We start from the raw sequence: 24,687 nt of genomic DNA, 5'->3' as shown, positions 1-24,687 counted from the left end.
AACTCTGAAAATGGGACTTTGAGGTCCGGTTATAACGCGCTGGCGCAGTTGCGCACCATGCGCGGGCAGGGCGCCGATGCCATGCGTCCGCTGGAGAAGGCGTTGACCACTTCACCGGTATAGACAAAGCCGCACTTTTCCAGAACACGCCCCGAGGCGGCATTGTCAGCATAATGCCCGGCGACGATGGGCGTGATGCCGGCCGCATCGGCAGCTTGTAGCAACAGACCAGCCGCTTCGCTGGCATAGCCCTGGCCCCAGAAGGGTTCTGCCAGCCAGTAGCCAAACTCCCATGCGTCATCCTTGCGTGGATGCAGGCCAATCATCCCCAAGCCGGCCCCGTCATCGTTGCGGATGATTGCCCGCACCCTGTCGCCTCTGTTGGCTTCCGCCGCGCGGCAGGTGAGCACGTAGAGCTCGGCGCCCAGAGGCGGGTTGGGATAGGGGATGCGCCCGGTCATGTCGGTGACCTTGCGGTTGGTCGTGCCGGCCGAAATCCAGCCTGCATCCTCCAGTGTGAGCGTGCGCAAGGATAACCGCTCGCTCTCCAGCGGGCGTGTCCAGTCTGGTGTCATGGCGCCTTGCAGCATGACGGCCTCCAGAGCGCTGGCCGGAAGAAGGAAAACCGGCGCAACGAAAAAGGGAGCGGGATGATCCCGCTCCCTTCTCAGAGCTTTTGCAGCCAGTGCTGCCCGGGATCACCTTTTCTTGCGAAGGGCGATCCCGGCCTGAAGCGTGGGAAAACCCCTATTCGGCGGCGTCGCTAAGCGGGGCGACCGACACATACATGCGGTCGTCCTTCTTGCGGTTGAACTCCACCTTGCCTTCGGTAAGGGCGAACAGGGTGTGATCCTTGCCCATGCCGACATTGGCGCCGGGGTAATACTTCGTGCCGCGCTGGCGAATGATGATATTGCCCGGAATCACGGCCTGACCGCCGGCCTTCTTGACGCCAAGGCGCCGGCCTTCACTGTCGCGTCCGTTGCGGGATGAACCGCCTGCCTTCTTGTGAGCCATTGTCTGCTCTCCTCAGATTCTGTCTGCTATCGGAACGGCGCGGGGCTTAGCCCTTCGCCAGTTCCTTGGCCTGTTTCACCCAGTCGCCCGTCTCAGCTTTCGCCTTGATGCCGGGGATTTCCGCGTCCAGCGCGTCCAGATCGGCAGCCTTCCAGCTGGCGACCTGCGCAAAGCTGGTCACGCCGGCGGCGTTCAGCTTCTTGGCATAGGCCGGGCCCACACCATTGAGCTGGGTCAGATCATCATTGCCCGCTGCCTTGGCTTTCGGTGCGGCCTTCTCGGCAGGCTTTTCAGCCTTCGCGGCAGCTTTGGGCGCAGCAGCCTTGGGCGCAGCCTTGGCTGGCGCGTCCTCAGATTTTGCGGCCGGCTTGGCCTTCGCCTTGGCAGCTGTTTTCGGCTTGGCGCCCGGCAGCACGATCTCGGAGATCGACACGAAGGCTTCCCACTGGCGGTGACCCTTGGTGCGGCGGTAGTTCTGGCGGCGGCGCTTCTTGAAGACGATGACTTTCTCGCCCTTGCGCACTTCCACCAGCTCGCCGATCACTTGCGCGCCGTCGATCAGCGGGCTGCCCACGGTCACGCCGCTTTCGCCGCCCAGCATCAGAACTTCGCCGAATACGACCTGGTCGCCAGCTTCGCCCTCGATTTTTTCCACGACGAGACGGTCGCCCTCGGCCACCTTGTACTGCTTCCCGCCGGTCTTGATTACCGCATACATCTCTTGATCACCTTTTCTACGGCCAGATCTCCCAAACCCTTTGGAAGCCTTGCCCTTTTTCTTCGCCAGCTTCTTTGCAAGATGGCGTTGTCAAAACAAAGCGCCCGCACTCAAGGCCTGAGGCGGGCAACAGAGGCGCGCACTTACACCTATGAGCGCCCTTGAGTCAATCGCGCGCGTGCTGCAGCGCCTTCATGAGCAGGGCTCGCCGGTGATCCCCACCGGGCCGCCGCCGCCCCTTTTTGCCAGCCGCTTTTCATGCACATTCCCCGCTTGCAGGGCGCGAGGCTTGCCGCTAGTTTCCGCCGCTTCGCGGAGAGGTGCCGGAGTGGTCGAACGGGGCGGTCTCGAAAACCGTTGTGCCTTTACGGGTACCGAGGGTTCGAATCCCTCCCTCTCCGCCACGTACTGCTTGTACGGCCCCGGGACATAGGTAACGGATTGTACCTATGGCACGGGTGACGCCCGCACCCTGTCTATTTCGCGCCGATATGGACAAGGCTTTCCACGTCGATGCGTTCATCCCCGCCGCACACGCCCACGATCAGCGCCTCGTCGCATCCTTCGCCGACCAGGTAGGCGTGGCCCATCGAGCTGTCGAGATAGAAGGATTCCCATTTCTCCAGCACGACCGGATCATAGAATTCGGTATGCACCTCCACGCGGCCTTCAAGCACGAAGATGAACTCTTCCCCGCCATGGCGGATCAGCTCGCCGAACTCCTCCACCGAGCGGGCGCGTACCTTGGTGAAGATGGGGATCATGCTTTTCTTGCGCAGCTCGGTGCACAGATAGAAATAGTCGTAATTGTCCGTCTCCACGCGCATGCCGGTGTCCAGCGTGCCCTTCGCGCGGCGCCCGGTCACCGGTCCGGCGGTGGCCGGCGCGCTTTCCTGAGCCGGCACGCTGAACAGGTCCGACAGCGGGATGTTCAGCCGCTGGCTGAGCTGCAATAGCTTGTCATAGGTCAGGGTCAGCCGGTCATGCTCGATCTTTGACAAGGTGGATAGCGGGATGCCGGAGCGCTCGCTCATCTCTTTCAGGGTCCAGCCATTACGCTGCCGTATGGCGCGCACGACCTGACCGAGTGTCGTGTGGGTGTCGGCGGCAGAATTGTTCATTGCGGGCCCCTGATTGATCTGATTCCCAAAATAACCAGAACACGCCGGTTCGGAAAACCGATTTCCATCCGGGACTTGCAAATGTCCTGTCAAAGGCGTTGTGCCATGGGAGACAAGGCCCGGATGACACAGGGCCAACGCCACAGGCAGAGTATAAATGTCCTGATCAGAAAATTTCGTTGACAATTCTCCTATCGGGACCGACTTTGGATACACAGACCTGATCTGATAGCCGCCGCACGCCGATTCTGCGGCAGTCATCCTGTCAGGGCGCAACCATGAACGCAAAGTTCAGGAGGGGAGAATATATCATGATCAGGAATTCACTTCGTGCGGGGCTTCTGGGCACGGCTGCCATGGCCATCTGCGCACCGGCACTCGCTTTCCAGGACGCATCTGAGGACGAAGCCGTCGCCACCTCGCAGGTGCGTGACATCATCATCGTTACCGCGCAAAAGCGTGAGGAAGCGATCACCGACATTCCGGTGTCGATCAGCGTGGTCTCGGGCGAGCGGCTCATCAACTCCGGTGCAGGTTCGCTGGTGGATTTTGCGGCCTATGTTCCCGGCGTGAATATCGGCAGTGGCGGCAGTCCTGGTCAGACATCGATAACGCTGCGCGGTATTGCTCCGATCGGGGCCGGGGCGACTGTCAGTACGCATATTGACGACTCGCCGCTGGGAGGCAGCTCGAATTATTCGCGCTCACCCGCCTTCGCGCTTGATCTGTTTCCCAATGATATTGAGCGAGTGGAAATCCTGCGTGGTCCGCAAGGCACGCTTTATGGAGCCAGCGCCATGGGCGGCCTTTTGCGCTATGTCACGCGCACTCCCGATCCCTCCGGCCTTTCCGTGCAGATGGCTGGCGAGCTGTTCTCCGTGGCCGATGCCGGCTCGCTGGGCTATGGCGCGCGCGGACGGGTGAACGTGCCGCTGGCCGACAATGCGGCGTTCAGCGCCAGCCTATTCACGCGTGAGACGCCAGGCTATGTCGACAACACTTTTACTGGTGAGAATGATCAAAATGAGCTGACGCAGACCGGCGGGAGGGTCGCGCTCTTCCTGGAGCCTTCAGCCAATTTCACAATCAACCTGTCGGCGATGTTTCAGGACATCGACTCTGCCAATAATGGGCAGGTTTACCTGGATCCGGTAACCCTTGAGACGATTAGCGGTCCGCGCACGACCCGCAATATCATTGCTGAACCGTTCGCGAAGCGTGAGCGCTATTATGCCGCGCGGCTGAACTGGGATCTCGGCTTTGCCGGTCTCACATCGATCACCAGTTTCTCGAATACGCAAAACCGGCAGGACACCGACGCGTCGCGGATTTTCGGTACCATTTTCCCGCTTCTGACGGGCGGGGCGGTGCCAGAAGGCCTGTCGGAGTTCAACCTGTTCCTTGATCTTGAGAAATACACACAAGAATTCCGCCTCACATCGGCTGGCGACGGCCGTTGGCAGTGGCTGATCGGTGCCTTCTACACCAACGAGGAAAGTGAAAACCGGCAGTTTGTGTCGGCCACCGACATGGCGGGGGTAATCATTCCCGGGCTTCACCCTGCAGCTGTGGTCAGTCTTCCGTCGTCTTATGAAGAGTATGCGGTATTCGGAAACGCCAGCTTCGATCTGACCGACCGGCTGATGGTCGGGTTTGGGGGAAGGCTTGCTCGCAACGAGCAGGATTTTGCCCAGATATCTGATGGTGCACTGGTGGGCGGAGCCACCAACTTCACCGGTGAGTCATCGGAAGACGTATTCACCTACATGTTGAACGCGACCTATGACGTCACCGACCAGACCATGCTTTATGGCCGGATCGCCAGCGGCTATCGGCCGGGTGGCCCCAACGTGGCCCTTCTGGGCATGCCGCCACAGGTCGATGCTGACCGGCTGGTCAACTATGAAGTGGGCGTCAAATCCGACTTCTGGGATGGACGCGCGCTTATCGAGGCGACGGCCTACTGGATCGAGTGGGAGGATATCCAGCTCAGCAGCGTTATTGGCGGTGTTGGTGGTCTGATCAATGGCGATACGGCCCGGTCACGCGGTATCGAGTTTCAGGCGGTCGTGGCTCCTACGGACGGGCTACGCCTCGGCTTCAACGCCGGCCTGACCGATGCGGAGCTGACCGCCGACGCTCCCGACCTCTCCGGCGTGAACGGTGATCGTCTGCCCGGTGTTCCACGTTACAATTACTCGGTGACGGCCGACTATGACTGGGCGCTGCAGAATGGCTGGGATGCCCGTGTGGGCGGCGGGGTGCGCTGGGTCGGCGACCGCAATGTCTCCTATCCGGCCAGCGCCACCTACATGGTGCTGGACAGCTACCATTCCGTCGATCTTAATGCCGAGATCACCAACGGGACTTGGTCTCTGCGTGGTTACGCGCGCAATCTGACCGACGAGGATGTCTATGTCAGCGGCACGCGCATGACCAATGCGCTGGGTGTGCCGGTGTTCGTAATGGGCACGCTTCTCCAGCCGCGTACAGTCGGCCTTGTGCTGAGTGTCAGCCGCTAGATCCAGGCGGGAAGGAAACACGATGATGAAGTACGCGATGCGGGGCGCGCTCGCTGCGCTGCTGTCCAGCCTCGGTCTGGCCGCTGCCGGCGCCCAGGTGCCGGATGTCGATCCGCGCGAAGACGAGCAGGTGGAACTGCCCGAGCTTCCCGGACAGGAAGCGGTTCCTGCAGCCACATCCGGTGTCATCGATCCGGCTGACCTGGAAACCTGGCTCGATGGCTTCATGCCATACGCGCTCGCGCAGGGTGACATAGCCGGGGCTATCATCACCGTGGTGGCCGATGGAGAGATCCTGCTCTCGCGCGGCTATGGCTATGCCGATGTCGAAACGGGCGCGCTCATCGATCCCGAAACCACGCTCTTCCGCCCCGGCTCGATCTCCAAGCTGATAACCTGGACCGCCGTCATGCAGCTGGTCGAGGACGGGCTGATCGATCTTGATGCTGACATCAACACCTATCTCGACTTCGAGGTGACCGGCGTTGAACGCCCGATCACCATGCGTCACCTCCTCACCCACACGCCCGGCTGGGGTGAGCAGGTGCGCGCCCTGATAATGGAAGATCCGGAGCGGCTTCAGCCGCTGGACGAATATGTGCGCAACAACATCCCCGCAGCTGTTTACCCTGCAGGGGAAGTGCCCGCCTACTCCAATTACGGTACCGCGCTGGCCGGGCATATCGTGGCAGAAGTGTCGGGCCAGAGCTTTGACGACTATGTCGACGAGCACATCTTCGCGCCGCTCGGTATGGAGTATTCCTCCATGCGTCAGCCTCTTCCCGAACATCTGCAAGGCCTGATGTCGTCGGGTTATATGCGTGGCTCGGATGGCGAAGGGCGTGACTTCGAGATCGTGACACCAGCGCCGGCCGGTTCGATGTCAGCAAGCGGCCATGACATGGGCCGTTTCATGATTGCCCACCTTAACAGCGGTGAGGGGCTGCTCTCCCCGGAGACGGCCGAGCAGATGCACACGACGGCTGATCGCAAGCTTCCGGCCGTCAATGCCATGCTGCTCGGCTTCTACGAACAGAACCGCAATGGCCACCGCATCATCGGCCATGGCGGAGATACGACGCTCTTTCACTCGAACCTGCACCTCTATCTCGATCACGGTGTCGGGCTGTATATCTCCATGAACAGTTCCGGCCGCGGCGGGGCGCCGGGCCGCATCCGCCAGGCTCTGTTCGAGGGGTTCACCGACCGCTACTTCCCGCCTGAGTCGCAGGAGGAGCGTCCCACGCTCGATACGGCCGAGGAACATGGCCGCATGCTGGTCGGCAATTACGTGATCTCCCGGCGCGCTCACCAGAATTTCGTGGCGGCGACGGCCCTTCTTGGCCAGCCCAGCGTGTCGATGAATGAAGACCATGAAATCAGCCTGTCCATCCTGACGGACGCGGCCGGCACGCCCTTGCGCTTTCGTGAGGTGGAGCCATTCGTCTGGCAGCAGGTGAATGGCGCCGAGCGCCTGTCTGCGCGCATCAACGAGGATGGTGAGGTGGAGATGTTCTCGGCCGCCTTCTTTGCGCCCTTCATGATGTTCACGCCTGTTGAGTGGTGGCGCAATGGCGCGCTTCTCATGCCGCTGGCGGGATTTGCCGCTGCCGCGCTTCTGCTGACCGTGCTGTTCTGGCCGGTACGTGCCATTGTCCGCTGGCGGTTCGGGAAGCCGTTCGCGCTGTCCGGCCGTCAGGCAATGGCCTACAGGCTGTCCAATGTCGGCGCGCTTCTGCCCTTGCTGCACGCTGGCGGCTGGCTGTTCCTCATGACCTACATGATGTCTGAACTCAACAGGCTGGACGGCCGCCTGGATGGCGCACTCATGTTCATGCAGTTCATGGCGGTCCTGCCGTTCCTGGCGCTGCTGGTCGCCGTGTGGAACGTGTTCGTCGTGTGGACCGGGGCTGCCAGCTGGTTTGCGAAGCTGTGGAGCCTCGTGCTCCTGGCCTCCACGCTGGTGATGATCTGGTTCGTTGCCGCCGCCGGCTTCTTCAACTTCGGTCTGACCTACTAGGAAGGGGCCTTACCAGTCATGTCAGTTGCCACGCCGCTTTCCCTGTCGGCCGGGATCGAGCCGGTCCGCCTGAAAACGCCATTCCGCATCACGGGACATGTGATGGACAAGGTGGATCTGGTGGTCTGCACCCTTGCGCGTGCAGGTCACCGGGGCCGGGGTGAGGCGACGGGCGTTTATTACCACGCCGAGACCGGAGCCAGCATGCTGGCCCAGATCGAGGCCGTCCGGGCCAGGATTGAGCAAGGCATTACCCGCGAGGAATTGCAGGCGCTTCTGCCAGCGGGCGGCGCACGCAATGCCGTGGATTGCGCGCTGTGGGACCTGGAAGCACAGGAATCCGGTCAGCCGGCCTGGAAGCTCGCAGGCTTGTCCGAACCGTCCGACCTGCTCACCACTTTCACGCTGGGGGCCGATACGCCCGAGGCCATGGGCGCCAAGGCGGCTGGCCTCACGCAGGTCAGGGCGCTCAAGCTGAAACTCATCGGTGACGGCCTTGATGCCGGGCGTGTCCGCGCCGTACGGGCGGCGGCTCCAGGGGTCTGGATCGGAGTGGATGCCAATCAGGCATTCGACCGGGCAGGGACAGAGGCGCTGCTGCCAACGCTGATCGAAGAAAAGGTAAGCCTGCTGGAGCAGCCCTGCCGGATCGGTGCCGATGACAGTCTGACCGGACTCAACTCGCCCATTCCGCTGGCCGCGGATGAAAGCGCGCAAACCAGTGCGGACATCCCCCGGCTGGCCGCCATATATGACGTAATCAATATCAAGCTTGATAAGTCCGGAGGGCTGACCGAAGGCCTGAAAATGGCGCGTCTTGCGCGCGAGCACGGGCTTGGCGTCATGGTTGGCAACATGGTCGGCACATCGCTGTCATGCGGCCCGGCTGCGATCGTGGGCCAGCTGTGTGATGTCGTGGACCTGGATGGCCCGTGGCATCTGTCTGCCGACCGGGATCCGGCGGCCATCTATCAAAACGGCTATCTTGCATGCCCGCCGCGCGGGTGGGGCTTGCCGGAAAGGAAAGCGGCCTGATGAGCGTTCTGACCCTTCCAAGGCCCTATCTTCTGTTCCTGGGCGATGTCACGGACCTGTCCTACGCGAAGACGGCGGCCGGATTGCGGGACTGGGTGCCGGACCAGTGTGTGGCCGAGTGGGCCTTGCCAGGAAATCCGTTGCGTCTGGGCCTGCCTGTAATGGCCCCGGCAGAGGCTGCGCGCGCAGGCGCCCGGTCTCTCGTGATCGGTGCGGCAACCATGGGCGGGGCTCTGCGCCCGGCCTGGATTCCCGCCCTGCTTGAAGCGATGGAGGCCGGTCTCGACATCATTTCCGGCATGCATATGCCCCTCGCCAGTGTTGCCGAGCTAAAAAGCGCGGCCGACCGGCTGGGCCGCCAGCTCATCGATGTCAGAAAGCCGCCTGCCGGCCTGCCGCTCGGCACCGGCCGCAAGCGCACGGGCAAACGTCTGCTGACTGTCGGTACCGATTGCGCGCTGGGCAAGAAATACACCGCGCTGGCGCTGACCCAGGCATTCTCACGTCTCGGGGCCAGGGCGACCTTCCGCGCAACCGGCCAGACCGGCATTCTCATCGCTGGCGGCGGTGTCCCGATGGATGCGGTGGTAAGCGATTTTCTCGCGGGCGCCGCCGAGGCGCTGTCGCCCGATGCGCCCGCCGATCACTGGGATATCATTGAAGGACAGGGTTCGCTCTTTCATCCCTCCTATGCCGGCGTGTCGCTGGGCCTGCTGCATGGCAGCCAGCCCGACGTGCTGGTCGTCTGCCATGAGGCCGGACGCAAGCGGATCATCGGCCTTGACGGCTTCTACCCGATCCCGTCGATAGAGGAGGTGATAGAGCTCAACCTGATGCATGCGCGCCGTGTGAACCCGGATGTGCGCATTGGCGGGATCAGCCTGAACACCTCGAAGCTGTCCGACGACGAGGCGCGCCGGGCGATAGAGGCGGAAAGCCGCCGCACCGGCCTTCCCTGCGCCGATCCGATCCGGGGAGGTGCAGCCTTTGACCAGCTGGTCGAGGCGTGCCTGGAACCCGAAGCAGCCCTTGCCCAATGAGTGCGGCGCCAAGCCTCTTTCAACGCCTGATCTTGCCGGGCCTCGCCTTCAAGGCGGTGGTGATTGGAGGCGGCTACGCCACGGGCCGTGAGCTGGTTGAATATTTCATGCCATCCGGCCCGCTGGGCGGACTGCTGGGGCTGGCGCTGGTCACGGCGCTGTGGAGCGGCGTATGCGCGCTCACCTTCGTCTTTGCCCATGCCACGCGCAGCGGCAATTACCTCGCCTTCTTCAAGGCGTTGCTCGGGCCCTTCTGGCCGCTTTTCGAGATCGCCTACCTGCTCTTCCTGTTCCTGATTCTGGCCGTTTTCGGCGCGGCAGCAGGCGAGATCGGCGCAGCGCTCTTCGGTCTGCCAAACCTGGTTGGCTCTGCCGCGCTGGCGCTCTCCATCCTTGTCTTTACCGCGCTGGGTCAGGAAAGCGTGGAGCGGCTGTTCAAATACGCCTCGCTCTTCCTTTATCTCGTCTATCTCGTCTTCGTGGTGATGTGCTTCACCCAATTTGGCGGGGATATCCTCGCCGGCCTTGATGCCGGCATTCCGGCCACGGGCTGGGTGTCGGGCGGCATCACCTATGCGGGCTATAACGTGGTCGGCGCGGTGGTGATTCTGCCTATGCTGCGCCATCTGACGAGCCGCAAGGATGCTGTGATTGCAGGCGCCCTTGCAGGGCCGCTCGCCGCCCTGCCGGCGCTTCTCTTCTTCGCCTGCATGATTGCCTTCTACCCGGAAATCTCCGGCGCGGCGCTCCCGTCAAACTATATCCTTGAGCGCCTCGGCTCTCCGGTCTTCCAGATGGCGTTCCAGTTCATGGTCTTCGTCGCGCTGGTGGAAACAAGCGTCAGCGCCGTGCATGCCGTCAATGAACGCATCTCGGCTGTGCGTCCGCAGCCCATTGGCGTGCGCACGCGCCTGGTCATCACATCAGCATTGCTGCTCGCGGCCATGGTTATCGCAGACCGGTTCGGCCTCATCGCGCTGATCGCCAATGGATACCGCTTGCTGGCCTTCGCGATCATCGCCGTCTTCGTCCTGCCACTCCTGACGCTCGGCATCTGGAAGCTGATGCGGATGGCGCGTGAGGCTAGTGGCGCACCCAGTTCATAGGGCGGCCTTCGCATCCATTGGCGTGGAATTCGGCGACGTTGTTCTCCATGTTCCGTTCAAGGCGGCTCAGATCATTGCGAGCTTGAGATATCTCTGCCTGCAGGGTGCTTCTGCGGCGTTCAGCTTGAGCCAGTCTGCTCCGAGCATTGCCAAGCTGGCTGGCCAACGCAGCCGCGCCCGCACCCGGTGCCTCCTGAAGCACGCCCACCAGCCGACCTGGTCGGCGTGGCGGTACAGGGTTGTGGGGCAGAACCGATAATGTCTCCAGCCTGCGAACCTCGGCGCGTAGTGCCGGTATCTCGGCTTCAATGGCGACGAGAGACTGCTCAGCTCTCCTCCAGTCCCGGCCCGCTTGTGCTTGCAGGGCACTATCGAGCTGGATATTGCGCTTTATCCGTGCGCAGACAGGCGGCTCGGATGGCGGCTGTTTCGGGTTCTTGGCAACAGGGTTCATATTGCAGGCCTCCACTATTAGGCTGCGCATTATTGAGCCGGAGCAGGAGGGGGCGGATTAGTTGCGTGTGCGCCCTTTCATTTGAAGAACTTGCAGGAATTCCGGCGGGGACAGGGTCATGAAACCAGCACTTCACGCGGCTTTCGCCGGTCTGTTTGCTGTTGCAGGCTGTGTTGCTGAGGAAGCGCGCGAACCACTCTGGGAAGAGACACCGGAAATGGAGGCGGCGCGGCTCCTTCACGAGGCAGTGTGCGCGAACTGGCCTGATCCTCACGCACTTTACGATGCAGCCTGGCAAGGCAATCTTGACGCTATTGATTGCGAAATAGCCAGTGACGAATGGCGCTTCGCCATCTCTACCGGCTATGAGCATGTGGATTATTCCCGGCTTCAAACAGGCTACCGGCGATGGCAGGTCAGCGGGGAACGGGATGAACGCGCGCTCGCCGCAGCCCGGAACATGCCGCGCTTCGAGGTGGCAGGCGAGGTGGCCTATCACGGCTATCGCCTGCGCAAGGCCAGCAATCCCGATGAGCCGCTATTGTCCCACGATCCGTGCTGGGAACTGAACGATATCCAGCTCGAACTGGTCCGGGTGGCGATCCCCGACGAGGAGAGCGCCCCTTGCCTTGCCCGCTGGGGGATCGCCGGCTAGGGCCTCTCCTGACGAAGGGTTTGAGGCGCGGTGTCGGGCCAGATTGTCCGGTTCAAGGAGGGAAGCCGCAGAAAGGGCCGTCCCCTTTCAAGGGTTCGCGACGATGAAACGGGCGATCTGGCCCACATCCCCAAGGACGCGGCGGATTTTGCGCCTGACGGCGTCGAGCCGCCCTTGTGGAGGAGTGCTCCACGGCGGTCGTCTCTCCTTCTCAGACATAAAATCCGCTTCGCGCCGCGCCCGAAACCTTCGTCAGGACAGGCCCTAACCCCTACTCCGCCCCGCTTGCCACGGTTCCCCTGACCGGGCGGCCGGGCAGGACCGAGGTGTCGAGCTCTCCACCATCGACCAGTACCGTGCCGTTGACGATCACATACTCAAAGCCGACTGACGCCTGAGCGGGCCGTTCAAACGTGGCGCGGTCAGCGACCGTTTCGGGGTCGAACACCACGATATCGGCGTCCATGCCCGCTTGCAGGCGGCCCTTGCGGCGCATTTGCGGCACGGCGTCAGAGAGGATGCGGGCAGGATAGAAGCTCGCCTTGGCGACCGCTTCCGGCCAGTCGATCACGCCGCGCTCTCGCGCATAGATGCGCAGGAAGCGGCCATATGTGCCCGCGCTGCGCGGGTGGGAGTGGGCATCTTCCGGGATCGGCCAGATATCGCCGGTCAGGCGGTCGCTGCCGACGGCCCAGGGCCCGCCATCAGACGCGATGGCCCCGCCGGGGAAGAGAATGGAGCGGTCAAGATAGGCCTGGTGCTCGGGGCGTTCATCGGGGTTCAGGAAATGGACGACAATGCCGGTGCCAGGCGCGTTTTCCTGCAGCTCGTTAAAGCGTTCCTCGTCGAGCGGCACGCCCTGTACGGTGAAGTCGGAATACTCGATCCCGCCCATGCGCTCGCGCCAGTTCTCGCCCCGGAACATCGCAGCGCCAATGCCGGTTGCGCCCGCGCCGTAAGGGTAGGCCTCCACCGTGATGTTCACCCCATTGGCCTGTGCGCCCTCGATCATTTCCGCAATGCGGTCAATGTCCGAAAGGCTGATGGAGTTGAGGTGGCTGATATGCATGTGTGCGCCGGTGCTCGCCGCAACGGCCACCATTTCCTGAAAGCCCTCATAGGAGCTTTGCGGCTCGATGGCGCTCAAAAAGCGGGCATGGGTGAAGGTCGGCACATCGCGCGCCGCCGCGAGCGCGTTGACCGCGTGGTATTCGGACCGGCTGACCCCCGGCGCATAGCCCAGAAGAATGCCGATCCCCAGCCCGCCTTCTTCCAGTCCGGTATTGATGTGGCGCAATATGGTCGACAGGCGCTCATTGTCGGCCAGCTCCGTCTGCCAGCGCGGATCCCCGATATAGCGGAAGAACCAGTATGTGTCCGCATCGGGCTCGACGTCCATGACCGCCGCGATGCGCGCATGGGCCCAGCTGGCCGCCGCACCGTAATTGATCGGACGCCCTTCCTCGGCGGCACTCTCGTAAAACTCGGCAACGGGGAGCACGCCGGACTCCAGTTCCAGTGTGGTGGTTACCCCGTCCAGCGCCTGCATGCGCCCTGACGGCGTATTCTGTCCGTGCCCGTGCAGATCGATAAAGCCCGGCGCCACGATGCGGCCCGTGGCGTCAATCGTGCGCGCGCCCTCAAGCGGGGTTTCGGAAATGGTGGCTATCTCATCACCGCGAATGCCGACATGGCGGATGGCATCAAGACCCGTCTCCGGATCAATGACGCGGCCATTGTTCAGGACAATGTCGTAGTCCTGTGCAAGCGCGGCCGGACTGAAGGCCAGAGCGCCCGCCAGGGCAAGCTTTGTGATGATACCAGTCATGCCGGTCTCCCCGTTTTCATTTTCTCTACCAATTCTCTTATCAGAGAAAATTGGCCCTGTCAGGTTTGTTTGCGCACGCGGGCGATCGGGAACCCGATTGCGGCCAGCGCGTTTCCGGCACATGAGAAAACCGATCGTGATTATCACCTATGCCCGCAGCCTGATGTCGTTGACGGTGGCAGAGTCCTGCCGCGAGCTCGCGGGGAGGATAGTGGCAGCCGACAGCGTCGACATGACGCCGCTCGGCTTCTCGAAAAATTGTGATGAGGCCATCGTCACGGCGGACTATCGCAGTGACCCGCAGGACTTCGTGGATGATCTGGCTGCGGCTTGCGAGCGCTTCTCCGGCGAGCAGGTTGTCATCATGCCGGTCTTCGAGGAGATGGAACTTCTCGCCCGTGAAAGTCACCGGTTTCCCGCTAACGTCACGATCGCAGCGCCGGATACGCAGGCGGTAGGCAGGGTCACACCCAAGCACAAGCTGGCCGAAACCGTCTCGGGCACGGATATCCCGGCTCCTGCGACCGAGATCATCGGTGATGGAAAGTCCGGCCTGCGGGAACCTGAAGGCTTCAGCTATCCTTTCCTCGTCAAGCCGTCCGAGGGCGCAGGCGGCCGGGGTATAAGCAAGGTTGCGAGCCGCGGGGAATTGGACGATTACGCCGCTGGCATCAGGGAAAAGGACATCATCCTAGCCCAGTCGCTCGCACCGGGAGAGGATTATTGCGTCTCTGCCTTGTGCAACAAGGGCGAGCTTGTGATCTGCTCGGCCTACACCAATCTGGAGCAATTCCCGAAGGAGCATGGCGCAGGTGTTGTACGTGAAACCGTTGATGCTGCGCCTTTTGTGGAGGCGGTACGCCGGATCGCGCGCGAGACCGGATGGGACGGCGTGTTCGAGGCTGACTTCATGTGGACCGGAGAGGAGGGCGATACGCCGCTTCTCATCGAGATCAATGCCCGCTTCTGGGCCGGTGTCCGCCATTCCAAACTGTCCGGTGTTGATTATCCCCGCCTGCTGCTGGAACAGACCCTGTTTGGCGAGATACGCTCCGAGCCCGGACAGCCCGAGATCGGCCATCGTTCGAAGGTGCCCATGATCTGGATGCCCTCGGCCGTGTCAGAAGCATTCTCCGAGACCGAATACGCCGAAAAGCTCTCCGATGCGTGGGAGCATCTCCAGGCTTCCGACGAGAGCCTGCTTGACCGGGTAGGCCGGTTCCTCACCTCTCTTGGCAGTGCCAAATCTGCCGGCGAAGCGATAGACGACATCATGTTCCGCCTGACCGACCGGTCTGACCTTGATATCGACCTCATGGCAGAAGATGATCCGCGCTCCGCACTTGGCGTTCTTTTCATTGCGTCCCATCTCGCCCGTCACGGCAAGCTGCCACCCGAGATTTCATACAAGCCCATGGACTAATCCCTTTTGAGACCTGTGATCGGATATATCGGCGCGCCGGATGGTGACCGGCTGGTCGGAGCCCTGACGTCACTCATTATCCGCCTTTCGGGGGGCAAGCCGGCCCGCCTGCGCCGGCCGCCAGATGACAACTCGCCGCGTATTGACGGCCTGATCCTGCTGGGGGGACTCGACATCCATCCAAGCCGCTATAATGCGGAAATGGAGGTGGAAAGCCGGTTCGACCTGCAGCGTGACGAACTGGAACTGGCCTGGCTTGCGGTCGCCTTTGCCCGCTCGGTTCCGGTCATGGGGATATGCCGGGGCCTGCAAATGCTCAACGTGAAGGCCGGAGGCGATCTTCACCAGCGCCTCGACCCTGAAATCACGCGGAACTGGCCAAGCGGCCCGATCGGCTATGCGCTTTTCCGCAAGCCGGTGGACATACTGCCGGACACGTTTCTTGCCAGTGTCTTTGGTCCTGGAGCACTTCGGGTCAACAGCCTCCACCGGCGCGCCGTACGCAATATCGCGCCGGGTTTCACGGCAGCGGCGTGCGGTGAGGATGGCGGTGTCCAGGCAATCGAGGCACAAGAGGGCTCATTGCGTTTCGGGGTTCAGTTTCACCCGGAGCTCTTGCTGCACCGCGCAGACATGCGCCGCCTGTTCCGCCGCTTTGTGCAGGCCTGCCGCACACGGATGCAGGCGGATAATTGAAACCTGTTGGCGGCGCGTGCGTTTACCTTTTCAACGGAGGTAGACGCGATGCATATGGCTATCGGATCCACTATCGCAGCAGCGCTGACCGGTCTGGCCGCCAGCACGGCGGTGACCTTGGCTGGACCCCAGACAGATCGGATCGTCTTGACCCCGGCAAGCGCGGCGCCAGCCAGCGCTCCGGGCGAAGTGCGCGTTCAGCTCGCGCAGGGTGAGGCCTATCTGGACCAGATACACTACGCAGAGACTGGCTCGCCGGCCGCCTTCACGGTGCGCCTTGGTGCGCGATCGCGCATGGCGGGACGCTTCCTGTCAACACTGCCCGTGCGCGTCGATGCAAGCGATGTGAGGTTTGATGCCGCGCGCAGTATCGCGTTTATTCCCTATGCTGAAGACGAGCTTCTTGCCCGTCAGGCAGCGTCAGGCATCCCCGTTGCCGCAGCGCACGCGCCGGAGCTTGCCGGCGCCCCGGTGATTACTGATCGGGGTCATCGTTTCGGTCTGGTTGAACGTATCGCGCAATCGCCCGGCACCGGACTGGTATTGATGGTCCGCATCAATGGCGCCGGGGGCGGTCTCCAGCAGGTGCCCGCGTCATGTGCGGCCCAGGTGCCCGAAACGGGCCTGGTGGTCGTGCGCACCTGCAATCTCGATACGCTCTAGCTATCCCAGTGCTTGCTGATGGGGAAGGAGATGGCTGCCTCATAGCCGCCCAGCGGGCTGGGGCGCGTCTCGAAGCGTCCGCCCAGTTGCTGGGCAAAGGCATTCATCAGCGATGAACCGGTGCCCGCGCTGGCCGACGGATTTACCCCGGTACCGTTATCGCCAATGGAAATCTCGCACTGGTCATCATCGCCGCATGTCAGCCGGACGAGGATGCGCCCGGCATCACGGCCTGCGAACGCGTGTTTGAAGGCGTTCGTTACCGCTTCCGTCACGAACAGGGCCATGGGAGCTGCCTGATCCGGGCTGAGCGCCAGATCATCGCACTCGACATCGACCGCAATGGTGCTGTCATGCCCGCCTAGTACTTCGGCAAGGTTGCCGATCAGATCCTTCAGGAACGGGCTGACCTCGATGAAGCGCAGGTCGTCGGTTTCATAGAGGCTCCGGTGGACCAGGGCGAGCGCATTGATACGCCGGCGCGCATCCATCAGCGCCTCTGCCGCGGCCGGATCGCTGATTCGGCCCGATTGCAGGTTCAGAAGGCTGACAATGACCTGGAGATTGTTCTTAACCCGGTGATGAATCTCACGCAGCAGGCCGGAGCGCTGGTCAACGGCTTCGGCAAGCTCTGTGCGCTGCTCATCGAGCGAGGCGGCCATCTGCTCCATGACGGCGGCAAGGCGCGCTACTTCACGCGGAGCCTTGCGCGCGCGCTGGGGGACCAGGTCGAGCCGGCCGGCGGCGTAGAGCTGCGCGATGCGCTGAAGATAGGTCAGCCAGCGCAGGATGAAATAATCCACCGCCACCCACACACAGACCAGTACCAGCAAGGTCATCAAGGCAGGGATGGCGAATGTGCTGATGACGCTGACGCCGCTCCAGCTCTCGAACACACGTGCTGGTGCCGCAATGGCCACTCCCAGCCTTTCCGGGATCAGTGCGGCCACTATCACCTCATAGCCTGGCCGCACCCCTGTCCCTTGCGCGCGAATGGCTTCGCCTGGCCGGGCCTGCTCCAGGAGTGTCCCGACAGCGACATTCTCGAACAGATCGTCCTCTATGGAACTGCCTTCGAGCTTCAAGGCGCCCTGGCGGCTGATCAGGGCAATCTGGGCATCCGCGCCTAGCCGCTCGCGCCGGACCAGCCGCGCCGCAGCATTCATGTCGGTCGCCACCGCCACCACGCCGGCAAACGTGTCTGTGTCAGTGCCGTCAATGTCCGGATTTGCGCGCAGGCGGCGGACGGTCAGGACGATCTGGCGTTGGGAAATGGCCCCGAAAACCACATCGCTATGCGTCCGGTCCGCACCGTCGCTGACAGCCTGAAACCAGTCACGCGAGCTGAAATTGCGTTCGGACTCCGATGGCGGCACCGCCGAGCAGATTACCTCGCCATTGCTGTCCAGCATGGCGATATTGGACACCGTCACATCGGCTTCTGCCATATGCCGCAATGTCCTGACGCAGGATTCCGGGTCGTCCATCAGGGCAAAGGACCATGAGGCAAGCGCCCCCGCCTTGCCGTCAGCGCGCGAGAACGCGGCCGTTATAGCCTCGGAGGCGGATAGCGCCGCTGTGTGCAGGCGTCCGATCTCGCGCTCGCGCTGCTGCTCATACTCCATGATGCCCTGGACGCTCGACAGGATGAGCAAAGGCATCAGCGCCAGCACCAGCACGGCCAGCAGCTGAATGCGCAGACCCCTGCGCGATCCGTTTTCCAGCGCTTCCGATAACCCCCCCAGCAATGCCGTCAGGCCCCCGAGGTGAGGGATTTTACCTCTGCCATGATCAGCTCGGCCGACTGCGAGGGTTTGACGTCGTCACCGGCAGAGCGCTGCCTTGGCCCGGTTTCCAGGATGGCAGCCAGGGCAGAACGTGCCCGGCTGACCCGGCTTTTCACCGTGCCGACCGCACATCCGCAAATGCTGGCCGCTTCCTCGTAGGAAAAGCCGCCAGCGCCTACCAGGATGATCGCTTCTCTTTGGTCGTCGGGAAGCTCCAGAAGCGCGCGCCGCGTCTCGTCCAGCTCCATGACACCGTTCATGGAGGACGGCCCGGTCAGGGTTCTGTCGGCCTGCTCCTGATCCCAGGCCACCTGGCGCCAGCTGCGGCGGCAGTTGGAATAGAACTGGTTGCGCACGATCGTGAATATCCAGGCGCGGAAATTCGATCCGGCGCGAAAGCGCTGGCGGGCATTCCACGCCTTCATCAGGGCATCCTGCGTCAGGTCGTCGGCTGCGCTGTCATCGCCAGTCAGTGACCGTGCAAAGGCGCGCATATAGGGTATGGCCTCGGCCATCTCCCGCTTGAATTCGCCTACGGGAAGAGGTTCGGCTGGTGCTTCCGCCGCCGTATCGCAATCAGGGCTAGCCATATGTCAGCCCTCATTTCCATTGGAGCCATTCTTGACCGCAGCGCCGGACTGCTCGTCCAGCTCGTCAAGGGCAGCCAGCATCTGTTCGAAATCGTCCGGCACGCCCTGGCGCACGACATCGTCGTACACCGCCTGCAGACGCGCACCTATGACACGCTGACGGCTCTTGACCGCCTGCGCATCCGGTTTGTCATCAGACTTGTTCATTGCACTCATACTTGCTCTTTGCGGCTGCGCTTGATTATGGCGGCACGCTTGGTCCCATTGGCGCGTGAACCATATCGCTGTTACGTCCCATCGAGCCAGACAACGCGGCTGCACGAAAGGGGTTCCGATAAAGCGCTGCATTTTTCAGCTGCCATGGAACGGGTATGGACCGCACGCGTTATCAAATAAGTTCCGTCCGGAGGAGACTGATGAGTTTTTCGAACGCTATCCGCCCGCATCTTCCTTATTTGCGGCGCTATGCCCGTATCCTGACAGGTTCCCAGGCCAGCGGTGACGCCTATGTGCGAGCCTGTCTGGAAGCTGTGCTGGCCAACCCGCAGGGTTTTGACCGCGACCAGAGCCCGAAGATTGCGCTCTATCAGCTTTTCCATGCCACATGGGACAGCTCCGGGGGAGCCGATTTTACCTCCTCGCTGGACAAGCGGCTATCGGAAATCACGCCTTTGCACCGTCAGGTCATGCTCCTCACCTCGGTTGAGGGTTTCAGCGTGCAGGACGCCGCGACAATCATGCGTATCAGCCATGAGCAGGCCGAAAGCGCGCTTCTGAGTGCGCAGAAAGAGCTGGAGCAGGGGCTTGCAACCTCGGTGCTCATCATCGAGGACGAGCCGATTATTGCGCTTGATCTGGCTACGGTCGTGGAACGGCTGGGCCACCGGGTGTGTGATACGGCCCGCACGCGCAGCGAGGCGGTGCAAAAGGCCGGGCAGCACCGCCCCGGCCTCGTGCTGGCGGACATCCAGCTGGCCGACAATTCATCGGGAATTGATGCGGTCCGCGATATCCTCGCCGGGCAGGATGTTCCTGTGATCTTCATCACCGCCTACCCTGAGCGCCTGCTGACCGGTGAGCGGCCCGAACCTACCTACCTCATCACCAAACCGTTCATGCCGGAAACCGTCGCGGCGACGATCAGCCAGGCGCTGTTCTTCGCTGCCGAGCCGGCTGAAGCGTCCTGATACGGAAGGAACGAGACCATGTTTGGCTGGGCATTGCTTTTCCTGATCATCGCGATCGTGTGTGCTGTGCTGGGTTTCATGACCCTTGCCGGAGCAGCAGCGACAATCGCCCAGGTGCTGTTTGTCATCGCATTGGGCCTGGCAATTCTTTCAGCCATCATTCAGGCGTTCCGCGGACGGCCGCCAGTGTAGGTAATTATAGCTTTAAGCATTAAAAAGCCGGATCATAACATAAATTATGATCCGGCTTTTTAATGAATTTTATCTGGAACGGTATTGTTTGGATCCACGTTGAGCCTTCATGGAGTATATGACTCCGATTGCTATGGAGGTGGATATGAAAACGTTTCTGAAAACATGCACTATTATTACCGCTGGCGGTCTGCTTGCGCCAATGGCGTTTGCCGATGAACCGCCGGCCGAAGACCAGGACCGCGCGCAGGAAGCCCGTGAATGGGCCGAGGATCGTGCGGACGAAGCCGGCAACTGGGCGTCTGAAACCGGCGCCGCGCTGGAAAATGCCATCGTCCCGGACCGTACGCGTCTGACGGCGCGCGCCCTTACAACCACAGACCTCGAATATGAGGGCGGCTCCGTCCCCATCCGCGATCTGCGCATGAGCACCGATGGCGAGGTCGAGGCCATCGTCGTGGCCCATGGTGGCTTTCTTGGCGTCTTTGGCGATGAGATCGAAGTCGATGCGGTGTCTGCTTCGGTAAGCCATGATCTTGATGATGGTGAAATCGTCGTCGAGGCCAATGTGACCGAAGCTGAAATGGAAGCTGTGGCGGAAGGACAGCGCGCTGCCATGTCTCTTGAGCTCGTCGAGGAGCGTTCCGACACGGCGCTTTACTATTCAGACCTGTCCGGAGCCGAAATTCATGGTGCTGATGGTGAGGCGATTGCTGTCATCCGGGACCTGGAGCTGAGCGCTGATGGACGCGCCGAATATGCCATCGTCCGCGATAGCGGCTTCTTCAACATGCTGGGTGAAACGGGCCGTATTGCCTTTTCCACCCTGTCGCTCGAGCACAATGGTGACGGTTGGGAAGTCCATGCCCGCTCGATCACGCAAAGCGATATCGAGCAGATCACGGCGGAGGACGACGCCCGCTAGGGCAATCTCCCTCCGGTTACAGCGGCCCCCGCGCATGACGGCGCGGGGGCCGTTTTCATTCAGCGTCCGGCCGCAGGGTGAAAAGCCCGTTCAGCATGCACTGCTCGGCCCGATGAAGTGGCAAGTCGAGAATGAAGGCGGCTTCCGCCAGAGAAAATCCCTCGACGCAAACCAGTATCAGGGCGGCCCGTGCAGGAAATGGCAAGCCCCACAGGGCGGCCGCAAACGAAGCCGGGCTGGCCGGCGCTAATGCCGGAAGATGCCGCAGATTGGTTTTCGCATGGGGTGAGGCTTGCTGAAGGCCGGCGGTAAACAGGCGGAACAGTTCGCGTTCCCGGCTGGAGATCTGCCCGTCAGCGTCGTTCGCGGAAGCGTCAGCCAGAATCCGGTTCAACGCGCTGCCCGCAGCCACGAGGTCCGCAGTCAGCAGAAAGCCGTACCTGTGGAGGCGGACAGCGAGGGTAGGTTTGGAAACGGGCATTGGCTGGCGGCATTGCCGCCTGCTCCTTTGTCTGGTGCCCGTTTCCCCTATCAGCCGTCCGCGCAAGGCGCGCTAACATAGATTGCGTATTGCCGCTCAGGCCTGCGCGCCGCCCGCGCGGTCCAGGACATGATCTGGCCGGGCCAGATGCAGATAGCGCGTATCGTAGTCGGCATGCCGCGCGAGGGCGTCGATATCGCTGATCCGCAGGCGGCCCTGAGGCTCCAGCGTGACCAGACCATCCCGCCGCAGCTCGCTGAGCGTGCGCGATATGTGTACCGGGGTCAGGCCCAGGCAGTCGGCCATCACTTCCCGTGTCAGTGCAATCTCGATCAGCCCGTCACTGGGGCCGCCCCCCAGCGCCTGGCGCCTGACCAGCTCCAGCAGCAGGTGGGCCAGCCGGATCCGCGCGCTGCGCCTGCCGATCCGCACGATGTGTTCGCGCAAGATTCCCTCTTCCTGCACGACGCTCCACAACAGGGAGGCGGCCAACTGGCCGTCATTATGCAGAAGGTCCAGAAACCGCCCGGCATCCACCTCGCACAGCATGACGGGCGTCATGGCCGTTACCGAATGATCTGCGCGGGTATGGATCAGGCCCTGGAGATCGCAAATATCGCCGGGCAGCAGGAGGTTGAGTATCTGACGGCGGCCATTGGCCAGATTGCGGTGGCGCATGGCCCAGCCGCTTTCTATCCAGAACAGGGCATTCATCTCTTCAGCCTGCCGCATCAGGCATTGTCCGGGTTCCACAAGACGGTTACGCTTCCTGCATGAAAGCAGCGCGTCTGCGGCGCCATCACCCAGCTTGCCGTGATGGCGCAGGCGCAAGATCACAGGGCTTGTCATTTCCAGTGTCTCCCTCGGCGCCAGCGCGCCTGTCTATCCGGAAGCTCCCGGTATTTACGCCCGGACGCAAATGCCGGTTCCCGTTCCTGCAAAACAAGAGCGCCCGCCACGGGGGCGGGCGCAGAGGCGCGGCTGTCGGCAGACTGTCAAGACTACCAGTTTTCAAGCTCCTTTTCGGCTTCCTCGCGGGACTTGCCGTATTTTTCCTGAAGTTTGCCGACCAGCTTGTCTTTCTCGCCGTCAATCTCGGCCAGATCGTCATCGGTCAGCTTGCCCCAACGGCTTTTCACATCGCCGGTCAGCTGCTTCCATTTGCCTTTGATCTCATCGGAATTCATGTCGATCTCCATTTTTCGCCCTGTCTGTAAACGCTGTGTCTGCCCGCCAGTTCCGCTGAAAACTGTCAGGCCGGATGGATCGTGTTGGAAAGTGCGGCGTTAGATGGTGTAGGGTCCCAAAGCAGCTGTTTGCGCTCCTGCCGCATACGGTTGATCTTGGGCTGCGGCATCATATCTGGATCACTTGACGCCATCTCTGGCGGCTCACCCGGATTTTTCATCAGTATTGATTTGAGGAGGCATTTTATATGTGCGGTATTGCCGGTGAATTGCGCTTTGACGGACAGCCCGCTGACATCTCGGCGCTACAGGCAGTAACTGGGCGCATGACCCCGCGCGGCCCGGACGCTGGCGGGCTCTATGTTCAGGGCGCAGCCGCGCTGGGTCACCGCCGGCTGAAAATTATCGATCTCACCGACGCCGCCCAGCAGCCCATGGTGGATTCCGAGCTTGGACTGTCTGCCGTATTCAATGGCTGCATCTATAATCACAAGGAATTGCGCGCCGAGCTGGAGGCGAAGGGCTATCGATTCTTCTCTGATGGCGATACAGAGGTCCTGCTGAAGGGCTACCACGCCTGGGGCGAGGACTTCGTCCAGCGGCTCAACGGCATGTTTGCGTTTTCCATCGTCGAGCGGGATTCAGGACGTGTACTGATCGGCCGCGACCGTCTGGGCATCAAGCCGCTCTATTATAGCGAGACGCAAGGGGCTTTCCGGTTTGCGTCGAGCTTGCCGGCACTGCTTGCCTTTGGCGATATCGACACCTCGCTCGATCCGCAGGCGCTTAATTTCTACTTCTCCTTCCACGCCGTCGTTCCCGCCCCGTGGACCATATTGAAGGGCGTGCGCAAGCTGCCCCCGGCGACGCTTCTGCGTATCGAACCCGATGGCACCCGAAGCGAGCGGCGCTTCTGGACCCTGCCTTTCGGCCCGCGCGATGACGAGGCCGGCCTTTCGCGCGGCGAATGGAAGGAGCGCGTTGCCGATGCCATGCGGCTGGCCGTGAAACGGCGGCTGGTCGCAGACGTGCCCGTCGGTGTGCTCCTGTCAGGCGGCCTGGACAGCTCCCTGATCGTCGGTCTGCTGGCCGAGGCCGGACAGACCGGCCTGAAAACCTTCTCCATCGGATTTGAAAGCGTTGGAGAGGAAGCTGGCGACGAATTTCAGTATTCGGATATTATCGCCAGGCGCTTCGAGACTGATCATCATCAGATCCGTATCGATACCGCTCGTGCATTGCCCGCTCTTGAACGCGCAATCGGCGCCATGAGCGAGCCGATGACCAGCCACGACTGTGTCGGCTTCTTCCTCCTCAGCGAGGAGGTCTCCAAGCACGTGAAGGTGGTGCAGTCCGGTCAGGGCGCCGATGAGATCTTTGCCGGCTATCACTGGTATCCGCCAATGCTGGACGCCAACAATGCGGTGGATACCTACGCCCGGGCATTTTTTGACCGCGACAGCGCAGAGATGGGCGAGTTGCTGCACGAGGGCTGGGCCGATGGCGATTTCGCCCGGAAGTTTGTAACCCAGCACTTTGCCCAAGCCGGTGCCGAGCGGCCTATAGACAAGGCTTTGCGGATCGATACCGAGATCATGCTGGTGGATGATCCCGTCAAGCGCGTTGACAACATGACCATGGCCTTCGGGCTGGAAGCGCGTGTACCCTTCCTGGACTACGAGGTCGTCGAGCTGGCGGCGCGCGTGCCGGCGGAGCTCAAGATTGCCGATGGCGGCAAGGGCATCCTCAAGGATGTCGGCCGCGATGTGATACCATCCGAGGTGATTGACCGGCCCAAGGGCTATTTCCCTGTGCCCGCGCTGAAATACCTGCGGGGCCCCTATCTGGAGCGTGTGCGTGAGGCCGTGACGTCTGACAGCTTCCGCGGGCGGGGCATTGTCCGCGATGACTATGTCAACCGGCTGCTTGATGATCCGGAAGCCCACATAACGCCCTTGCGAGGCTCCAAGCTCTACCAGATCGGCTTGCTGGCCATGTGGCTCGAAGCGCACAATGTGTAAATGCAAGGAGATCGGAGGC

25 protein-coding genes and 1 tRNA gene are annotated in these 24,687 nt (G+C 62.0%); 14 read left to right on the top strand and 12 right to left on the bottom strand.

Features of this window, described 5'->3' with window-relative positions:
- Positions 1–29: 29 nt before the first annotated feature.
- The 3 genes from IEV75_RS04275 to IEV75_RS04265 form a co-directional block, all read right to left on the bottom strand.
- Positions 30–590, bottom strand: coding sequence for a GNAT family N-acetyltransferase (locus IEV75_RS04275; RefSeq protein WP_188451321.1), 561 nt, complete (start codon positions 588–590; stop codon positions 30–32).
- 157 nt (positions 591–747) lie between these two features.
- The gene (gene rpmA, locus IEV75_RS04270) at positions 748–1,017 is read right to left on the bottom strand and encodes a 50S ribosomal protein L27 (RefSeq protein WP_188451320.1); all 270 of its coding nucleotides are present in this window, start codon (positions 1,015–1,017) and stop codon (positions 748–750) included.
- A gap of 46 nt (positions 1,018–1,063) precedes the next feature.
- Positions 1,064–1,735, bottom strand: a complete 672-nt coding sequence (locus tag IEV75_RS04265) for a 50S ribosomal protein L21 (RefSeq protein ID WP_188451319.1) — start codon at positions 1,733–1,735, stop codon at positions 1,064–1,066.
- Positions 1,736–2,049: 314 nt separating this feature from the next.
- Between IEV75_RS04265 and IEV75_RS04260 the strand changes: the two genes are divergently transcribed.
- A tRNA-Ser gene (locus IEV75_RS04260) sits at positions 2,050–2,139 on the top strand.
- A gap of 72 nt (positions 2,140–2,211) precedes the next feature.
- Here IEV75_RS04260 and IEV75_RS04255 read toward each other — a convergent pair.
- On the bottom strand, positions 2,212–2,856 hold the full coding sequence (locus IEV75_RS04255; protein ID WP_188451318.1) for a helix-turn-helix domain-containing protein: 645 nt from the start codon (positions 2,854–2,856) through the stop codon (positions 2,212–2,214).
- Positions 2,857–3,167: 311 nt separating this feature from the next.
- On the opposite strand from IEV75_RS04255, the gene IEV75_RS04250 reads away from it, so the two are divergent.
- The 5 genes from IEV75_RS04250 to IEV75_RS04230 are packed head-to-tail and all read left to right on the top strand — an operon-like array spanning position 3,168 to position 10,579.
- Positions 3,168–5,378: a TonB-dependent receptor gene (locus tag IEV75_RS04250; RefSeq protein ID WP_188451317.1), complete on the top strand. Its 2,211-nt coding sequence runs from the start codon at positions 3,168–3,170 to the stop codon at positions 5,376–5,378.
- A gap of 22 nt (positions 5,379–5,400) precedes the next feature.
- Positions 5,401–7,398, top strand: a complete 1,998-nt coding sequence (locus IEV75_RS04245; RefSeq protein ID WP_188451316.1) for a serine hydrolase domain-containing protein — start codon at positions 5,401–5,403, stop codon at positions 7,396–7,398.
- Between the two features lie 18 nt (positions 7,399–7,416).
- Positions 7,417–8,433 (top strand): dipeptide epimerase, encoded by a 1,017-nt coding sequence (locus IEV75_RS04240; RefSeq protein WP_188451315.1) that lies wholly within the window; start codon positions 7,417–7,419, stop codon positions 8,431–8,433.
- Positions 8,433–9,473: an N-acetyltransferase DgcN family protein gene (locus IEV75_RS04235; RefSeq protein WP_188451314.1), complete on the top strand. Its 1,041-nt coding sequence runs from the start codon at positions 8,433–8,435 to the stop codon at positions 9,471–9,473. The genes IEV75_RS04240 and IEV75_RS04235 overlap by 1 nt, the downstream gene beginning before the upstream one ends.
- On the top strand, positions 9,470–10,579 hold the full coding sequence (locus IEV75_RS04230; RefSeq protein WP_188451313.1) for a YkvI family membrane protein: 1,110 nt from the start codon (positions 9,470–9,472) through the stop codon (positions 10,577–10,579). The genes IEV75_RS04235 and IEV75_RS04230 overlap by 4 nt, the downstream gene beginning before the upstream one ends.
- Here the strand turns inward: IEV75_RS04230 and IEV75_RS04225 are convergent.
- Positions 10,557–11,033 carry a hypothetical protein gene (locus IEV75_RS04225; protein WP_188451312.1) on the bottom strand — a complete coding sequence of 159 codons (477 nt, stop codon included), beginning with the start codon at positions 11,031–11,033 and terminating at the stop codon, positions 10,557–10,559. The genes IEV75_RS04230 and IEV75_RS04225 overlap by 23 nt on opposite strands.
- Positions 11,034–11,151: 118 nt before the next feature.
- Here IEV75_RS04225 and IEV75_RS04220 point away from each other — a divergent pair, with 118 nt between their 5' ends.
- The gene (locus IEV75_RS04220; protein WP_188451311.1) at positions 11,152–11,688 is read left to right on the top strand and encodes a hypothetical protein; all 537 of its coding nucleotides are present in this window, start codon (positions 11,152–11,154) and stop codon (positions 11,686–11,688) included.
- Between the two features lie 271 nt (positions 11,689–11,959).
- Here the strand turns inward: IEV75_RS04220 and IEV75_RS04215 are convergent, their stop codons facing one another.
- Positions 11,960–13,516: an amidohydrolase family protein gene (locus tag IEV75_RS04215; RefSeq protein ID WP_188451310.1), complete on the bottom strand. Its 1,557-nt coding sequence runs from the start codon at positions 13,514–13,516 to the stop codon at positions 11,960–11,962.
- A 121-nt stretch (positions 13,517–13,637) separates the two neighbouring features.
- On the opposite strand from IEV75_RS04215, the gene IEV75_RS04210 reads away from it, so the two are divergent.
- Genes IEV75_RS04210 through IEV75_RS04200 form a run of 3 tightly spaced genes read left to right on the top strand, consistent with a single transcriptional unit; the run spans position 13,638 to position 16,298 of the window.
- On the top strand, positions 13,638–14,939 hold the full coding sequence (locus tag IEV75_RS04210) for an ATP-grasp domain-containing protein (RefSeq protein ID WP_188451309.1): 1,302 nt from the start codon (positions 13,638–13,640) through the stop codon (positions 14,937–14,939).
- 15 nt (positions 14,940–14,954) lie between these two features.
- On the top strand, positions 14,955–15,635 hold the full coding sequence (locus IEV75_RS04205) for a gamma-glutamyl-gamma-aminobutyrate hydrolase family protein (RefSeq protein WP_233351761.1): 681 nt from the start codon (positions 14,955–14,957) through the stop codon (positions 15,633–15,635).
- A 54-nt stretch (positions 15,636–15,689) separates the two neighbouring features.
- Complete coding sequence (locus IEV75_RS04200; RefSeq protein ID WP_188451307.1) at positions 15,690–16,298, top strand: hypothetical protein; 609 nt, start codon at positions 15,690–15,692, stop codon at positions 16,296–16,298.
- Here the strand turns inward: IEV75_RS04200 and IEV75_RS04195 are convergent.
- The 3 genes from IEV75_RS04195 to IEV75_RS04185 are packed head-to-tail and all read right to left on the bottom strand — an operon-like array spanning position 16,295 to position 18,891.
- Positions 16,295–18,046, bottom strand: a complete 1,752-nt coding sequence (locus tag IEV75_RS04195) for a sensor histidine kinase (RefSeq protein WP_188451306.1) — start codon at positions 18,044–18,046, stop codon at positions 16,295–16,297. The two genes, IEV75_RS04200 and IEV75_RS04195, sit on opposite strands and share 4 nt — an antisense overlap.
- 5 nt (positions 18,047–18,051) lie before the next feature.
- Complete coding sequence (locus IEV75_RS04190; protein ID WP_188451305.1) at positions 18,052–18,675, bottom strand: sigma-70 family RNA polymerase sigma factor; 624 nt, start codon at positions 18,673–18,675, stop codon at positions 18,052–18,054.
- Between the two features lie 3 nt (positions 18,676–18,678).
- Positions 18,679–18,891, bottom strand: a complete 213-nt coding sequence (locus tag IEV75_RS04185) for a NepR family anti-sigma factor (protein WP_188451304.1) — start codon at positions 18,889–18,891, stop codon at positions 18,679–18,681.
- A 200-nt stretch (positions 18,892–19,091) separates the two neighbouring features.
- On the opposite strand from IEV75_RS04185, the gene IEV75_RS04180 reads away from it, so the two are divergent.
- The 3 genes from IEV75_RS04180 (at position 19,092) to IEV75_RS04170 (ending at position 20,979) form a co-directional block, all read left to right on the top strand.
- Positions 19,092–19,862, top strand: a complete 771-nt coding sequence (locus IEV75_RS04180) for a response regulator (RefSeq protein WP_188451303.1) — start codon at positions 19,092–19,094, stop codon at positions 19,860–19,862.
- 18 nt (positions 19,863–19,880) lie between these two features.
- Entirely contained in the window at positions 19,881–20,054 is a 174-nt protein-coding gene (locus IEV75_RS04175; protein ID WP_188451302.1) for a DUF1328 domain-containing protein, read from the top strand.
- Positions 20,055–20,199: 145 nt separating this feature from the next.
- Positions 20,200–20,979 (top strand): PRC-barrel domain-containing protein, encoded by a 780-nt coding sequence (locus IEV75_RS04170; protein WP_188451301.1) that lies wholly within the window; start codon positions 20,200–20,202, stop codon positions 20,977–20,979.
- A 55-nt stretch (positions 20,980–21,034) separates the two neighbouring features.
- On the opposite strand, the gene IEV75_RS04165 is transcribed toward IEV75_RS04170, so the two are convergent.
- The 3 genes from IEV75_RS04165 to IEV75_RS04155 all read right to left on the bottom strand — a co-directional run bounded on the left by IEV75_RS04165 (position 21,035) and on the right by IEV75_RS04155 (position 22,647).
- Positions 21,035–21,460, bottom strand: coding sequence for a hypothetical protein (locus tag IEV75_RS04165; protein WP_188451300.1), 426 nt, complete (start codon positions 21,458–21,460; stop codon positions 21,035–21,037).
- Between the two features lie 96 nt (positions 21,461–21,556).
- Positions 21,557–22,309: a Crp/Fnr family transcriptional regulator gene (locus IEV75_RS04160; protein ID WP_188451299.1), complete on the bottom strand. Its 753-nt coding sequence runs from the start codon at positions 22,307–22,309 to the stop codon at positions 21,557–21,559.
- A 152-nt stretch (positions 22,310–22,461) separates the two neighbouring features.
- Positions 22,462–22,647, bottom strand: coding sequence for a CsbD family protein (locus IEV75_RS04155; protein WP_188451298.1), 186 nt, complete (start codon positions 22,645–22,647; stop codon positions 22,462–22,464).
- A gap of 248 nt (positions 22,648–22,895) precedes the next feature.
- Here IEV75_RS04155 and IEV75_RS04150 point away from each other — a divergent pair, with 248 nt between their 5' ends.
- Positions 22,896–24,668 carry an N-acetylglutaminylglutamine amidotransferase gene (locus tag IEV75_RS04150; RefSeq protein WP_188451297.1) on the top strand — a complete coding sequence of 591 codons (1,773 nt, stop codon included), beginning with the start codon at positions 22,896–22,898 and terminating at the stop codon, positions 24,666–24,668.
- Positions 24,669–24,687 lie beyond the last annotated feature (19 nt).

The sequence above is a fragment of the Glycocaulis albus genome, assembly GCF_014639075.1.
Lineage (GTDB): Bacteria > Pseudomonadota > Alphaproteobacteria > Caulobacterales > Maricaulaceae > Glycocaulis > Glycocaulis albus.
This window is presented reverse-complemented; position numbering and strand designations above follow the sequence as displayed.

Excerpts from the sequence above, each read along its gene's own strand:
- IEV75_RS04240 (WP_188451315.1), top strand. The coding sequence starts at position 7,417 with ATGTCAGTTGCCACGCCGCTTTCCCTGTCGGCCGGGATCGAGCCGGTC.
- IEV75_RS04190 (WP_188451305.1), bottom strand. The coding sequence starts at position 18,675 with ATGGCTAGCCCTGATTGCGATACGGCGGCGGAAGCACCAGCCGAACCT.
- IEV75_RS04160 (WP_188451299.1), bottom strand. The coding sequence starts at position 22,309 with ATGACAAGCCCTGTGATCTTGCGCCTGCGCCATCACGGCAAGCTGGGT.
- IEV75_RS04185 (WP_188451304.1), bottom strand. The coding sequence starts at position 18,891 with ATGAGTGCAATGAACAAGTCTGATGACAAACCGGATGCGCAGGCGGTC.
- IEV75_RS04275 (WP_188451321.1), bottom strand. The coding sequence starts at position 590 with ATGCTGCAAGGCGCCATGACACCAGACTGGACACGCCCGCTGGAGAGC.
- IEV75_RS04225 (WP_188451312.1), bottom strand. The coding sequence starts at position 11,033 with ATGAACCCTGTTGCCAAGAACCCGAAACAGCCGCCATCCGAGCCGCCT.
- IEV75_RS04245 (WP_188451316.1), top strand. The coding sequence starts at position 5,401 with ATGATGAAGTACGCGATGCGGGGCGCGCTCGCTGCGCTGCTGTCCAGC.
- rpmA (WP_188451320.1), bottom strand. The coding sequence starts at position 1,017 with ATGGCTCACAAGAAGGCAGGCGGTTCATCCCGCAACGGACGCGACAGT.
- IEV75_RS04210 (WP_188451309.1), top strand. The coding sequence starts at position 13,638 with ATGAGAAAACCGATCGTGATTATCACCTATGCCCGCAGCCTGATGTCG.
- IEV75_RS04175 (WP_188451302.1), top strand. The coding sequence starts at position 19,881 with ATGTTTGGCTGGGCATTGCTTTTCCTGATCATCGCGATCGTGTGTGCT.
- IEV75_RS04170 (WP_188451301.1), top strand. The coding sequence starts at position 20,200 with ATGAAAACGTTTCTGAAAACATGCACTATTATTACCGCTGGCGGTCTG.
- IEV75_RS04150 (WP_188451297.1), top strand. The coding sequence starts at position 22,896 with ATGTGCGGTATTGCCGGTGAATTGCGCTTTGACGGACAGCCCGCTGAC.
- IEV75_RS04155 (WP_188451298.1), bottom strand. The coding sequence starts at position 22,647 with ATGAATTCCGATGAGATCAAAGGCAAATGGAAGCAGCTGACCGGCGAT.
- IEV75_RS04200 (WP_188451307.1), top strand. The coding sequence starts at position 15,690 with ATGGCTATCGGATCCACTATCGCAGCAGCGCTGACCGGTCTGGCCGCC.
- IEV75_RS04220 (WP_188451311.1), top strand. The coding sequence starts at position 11,152 with ATGAAACCAGCACTTCACGCGGCTTTCGCCGGTCTGTTTGCTGTTGCA.
- IEV75_RS04230 (WP_188451313.1), top strand. The coding sequence starts at position 9,470 with ATGAGTGCGGCGCCAAGCCTCTTTCAACGCCTGATCTTGCCGGGCCTC.
- IEV75_RS04265 (WP_188451319.1), bottom strand. The coding sequence starts at position 1,735 with ATGTATGCGGTAATCAAGACCGGCGGGAAGCAGTACAAGGTGGCCGAG.
- IEV75_RS04165 (WP_188451300.1), bottom strand. The coding sequence starts at position 21,460 with ATGCCCGTTTCCAAACCTACCCTCGCTGTCCGCCTCCACAGGTACGGC.
- IEV75_RS04235 (WP_188451314.1), top strand. The coding sequence starts at position 8,433 with ATGAGCGTTCTGACCCTTCCAAGGCCCTATCTTCTGTTCCTGGGCGAT.
- IEV75_RS04255 (WP_188451318.1), bottom strand. The coding sequence starts at position 2,856 with ATGAACAATTCTGCCGCCGACACCCACACGACACTCGGTCAGGTCGTG.
- IEV75_RS04180 (WP_188451303.1), top strand. The coding sequence starts at position 19,092 with ATGAGTTTTTCGAACGCTATCCGCCCGCATCTTCCTTATTTGCGGCGC.
- IEV75_RS04215 (WP_188451310.1), bottom strand. The coding sequence starts at position 13,516 with ATGACTGGTATCATCACAAAGCTTGCCCTGGCGGGCGCTCTGGCCTTC.
- IEV75_RS04250 (WP_188451317.1), top strand. The coding sequence starts at position 3,168 with ATGATCAGGAATTCACTTCGTGCGGGGCTTCTGGGCACGGCTGCCATG.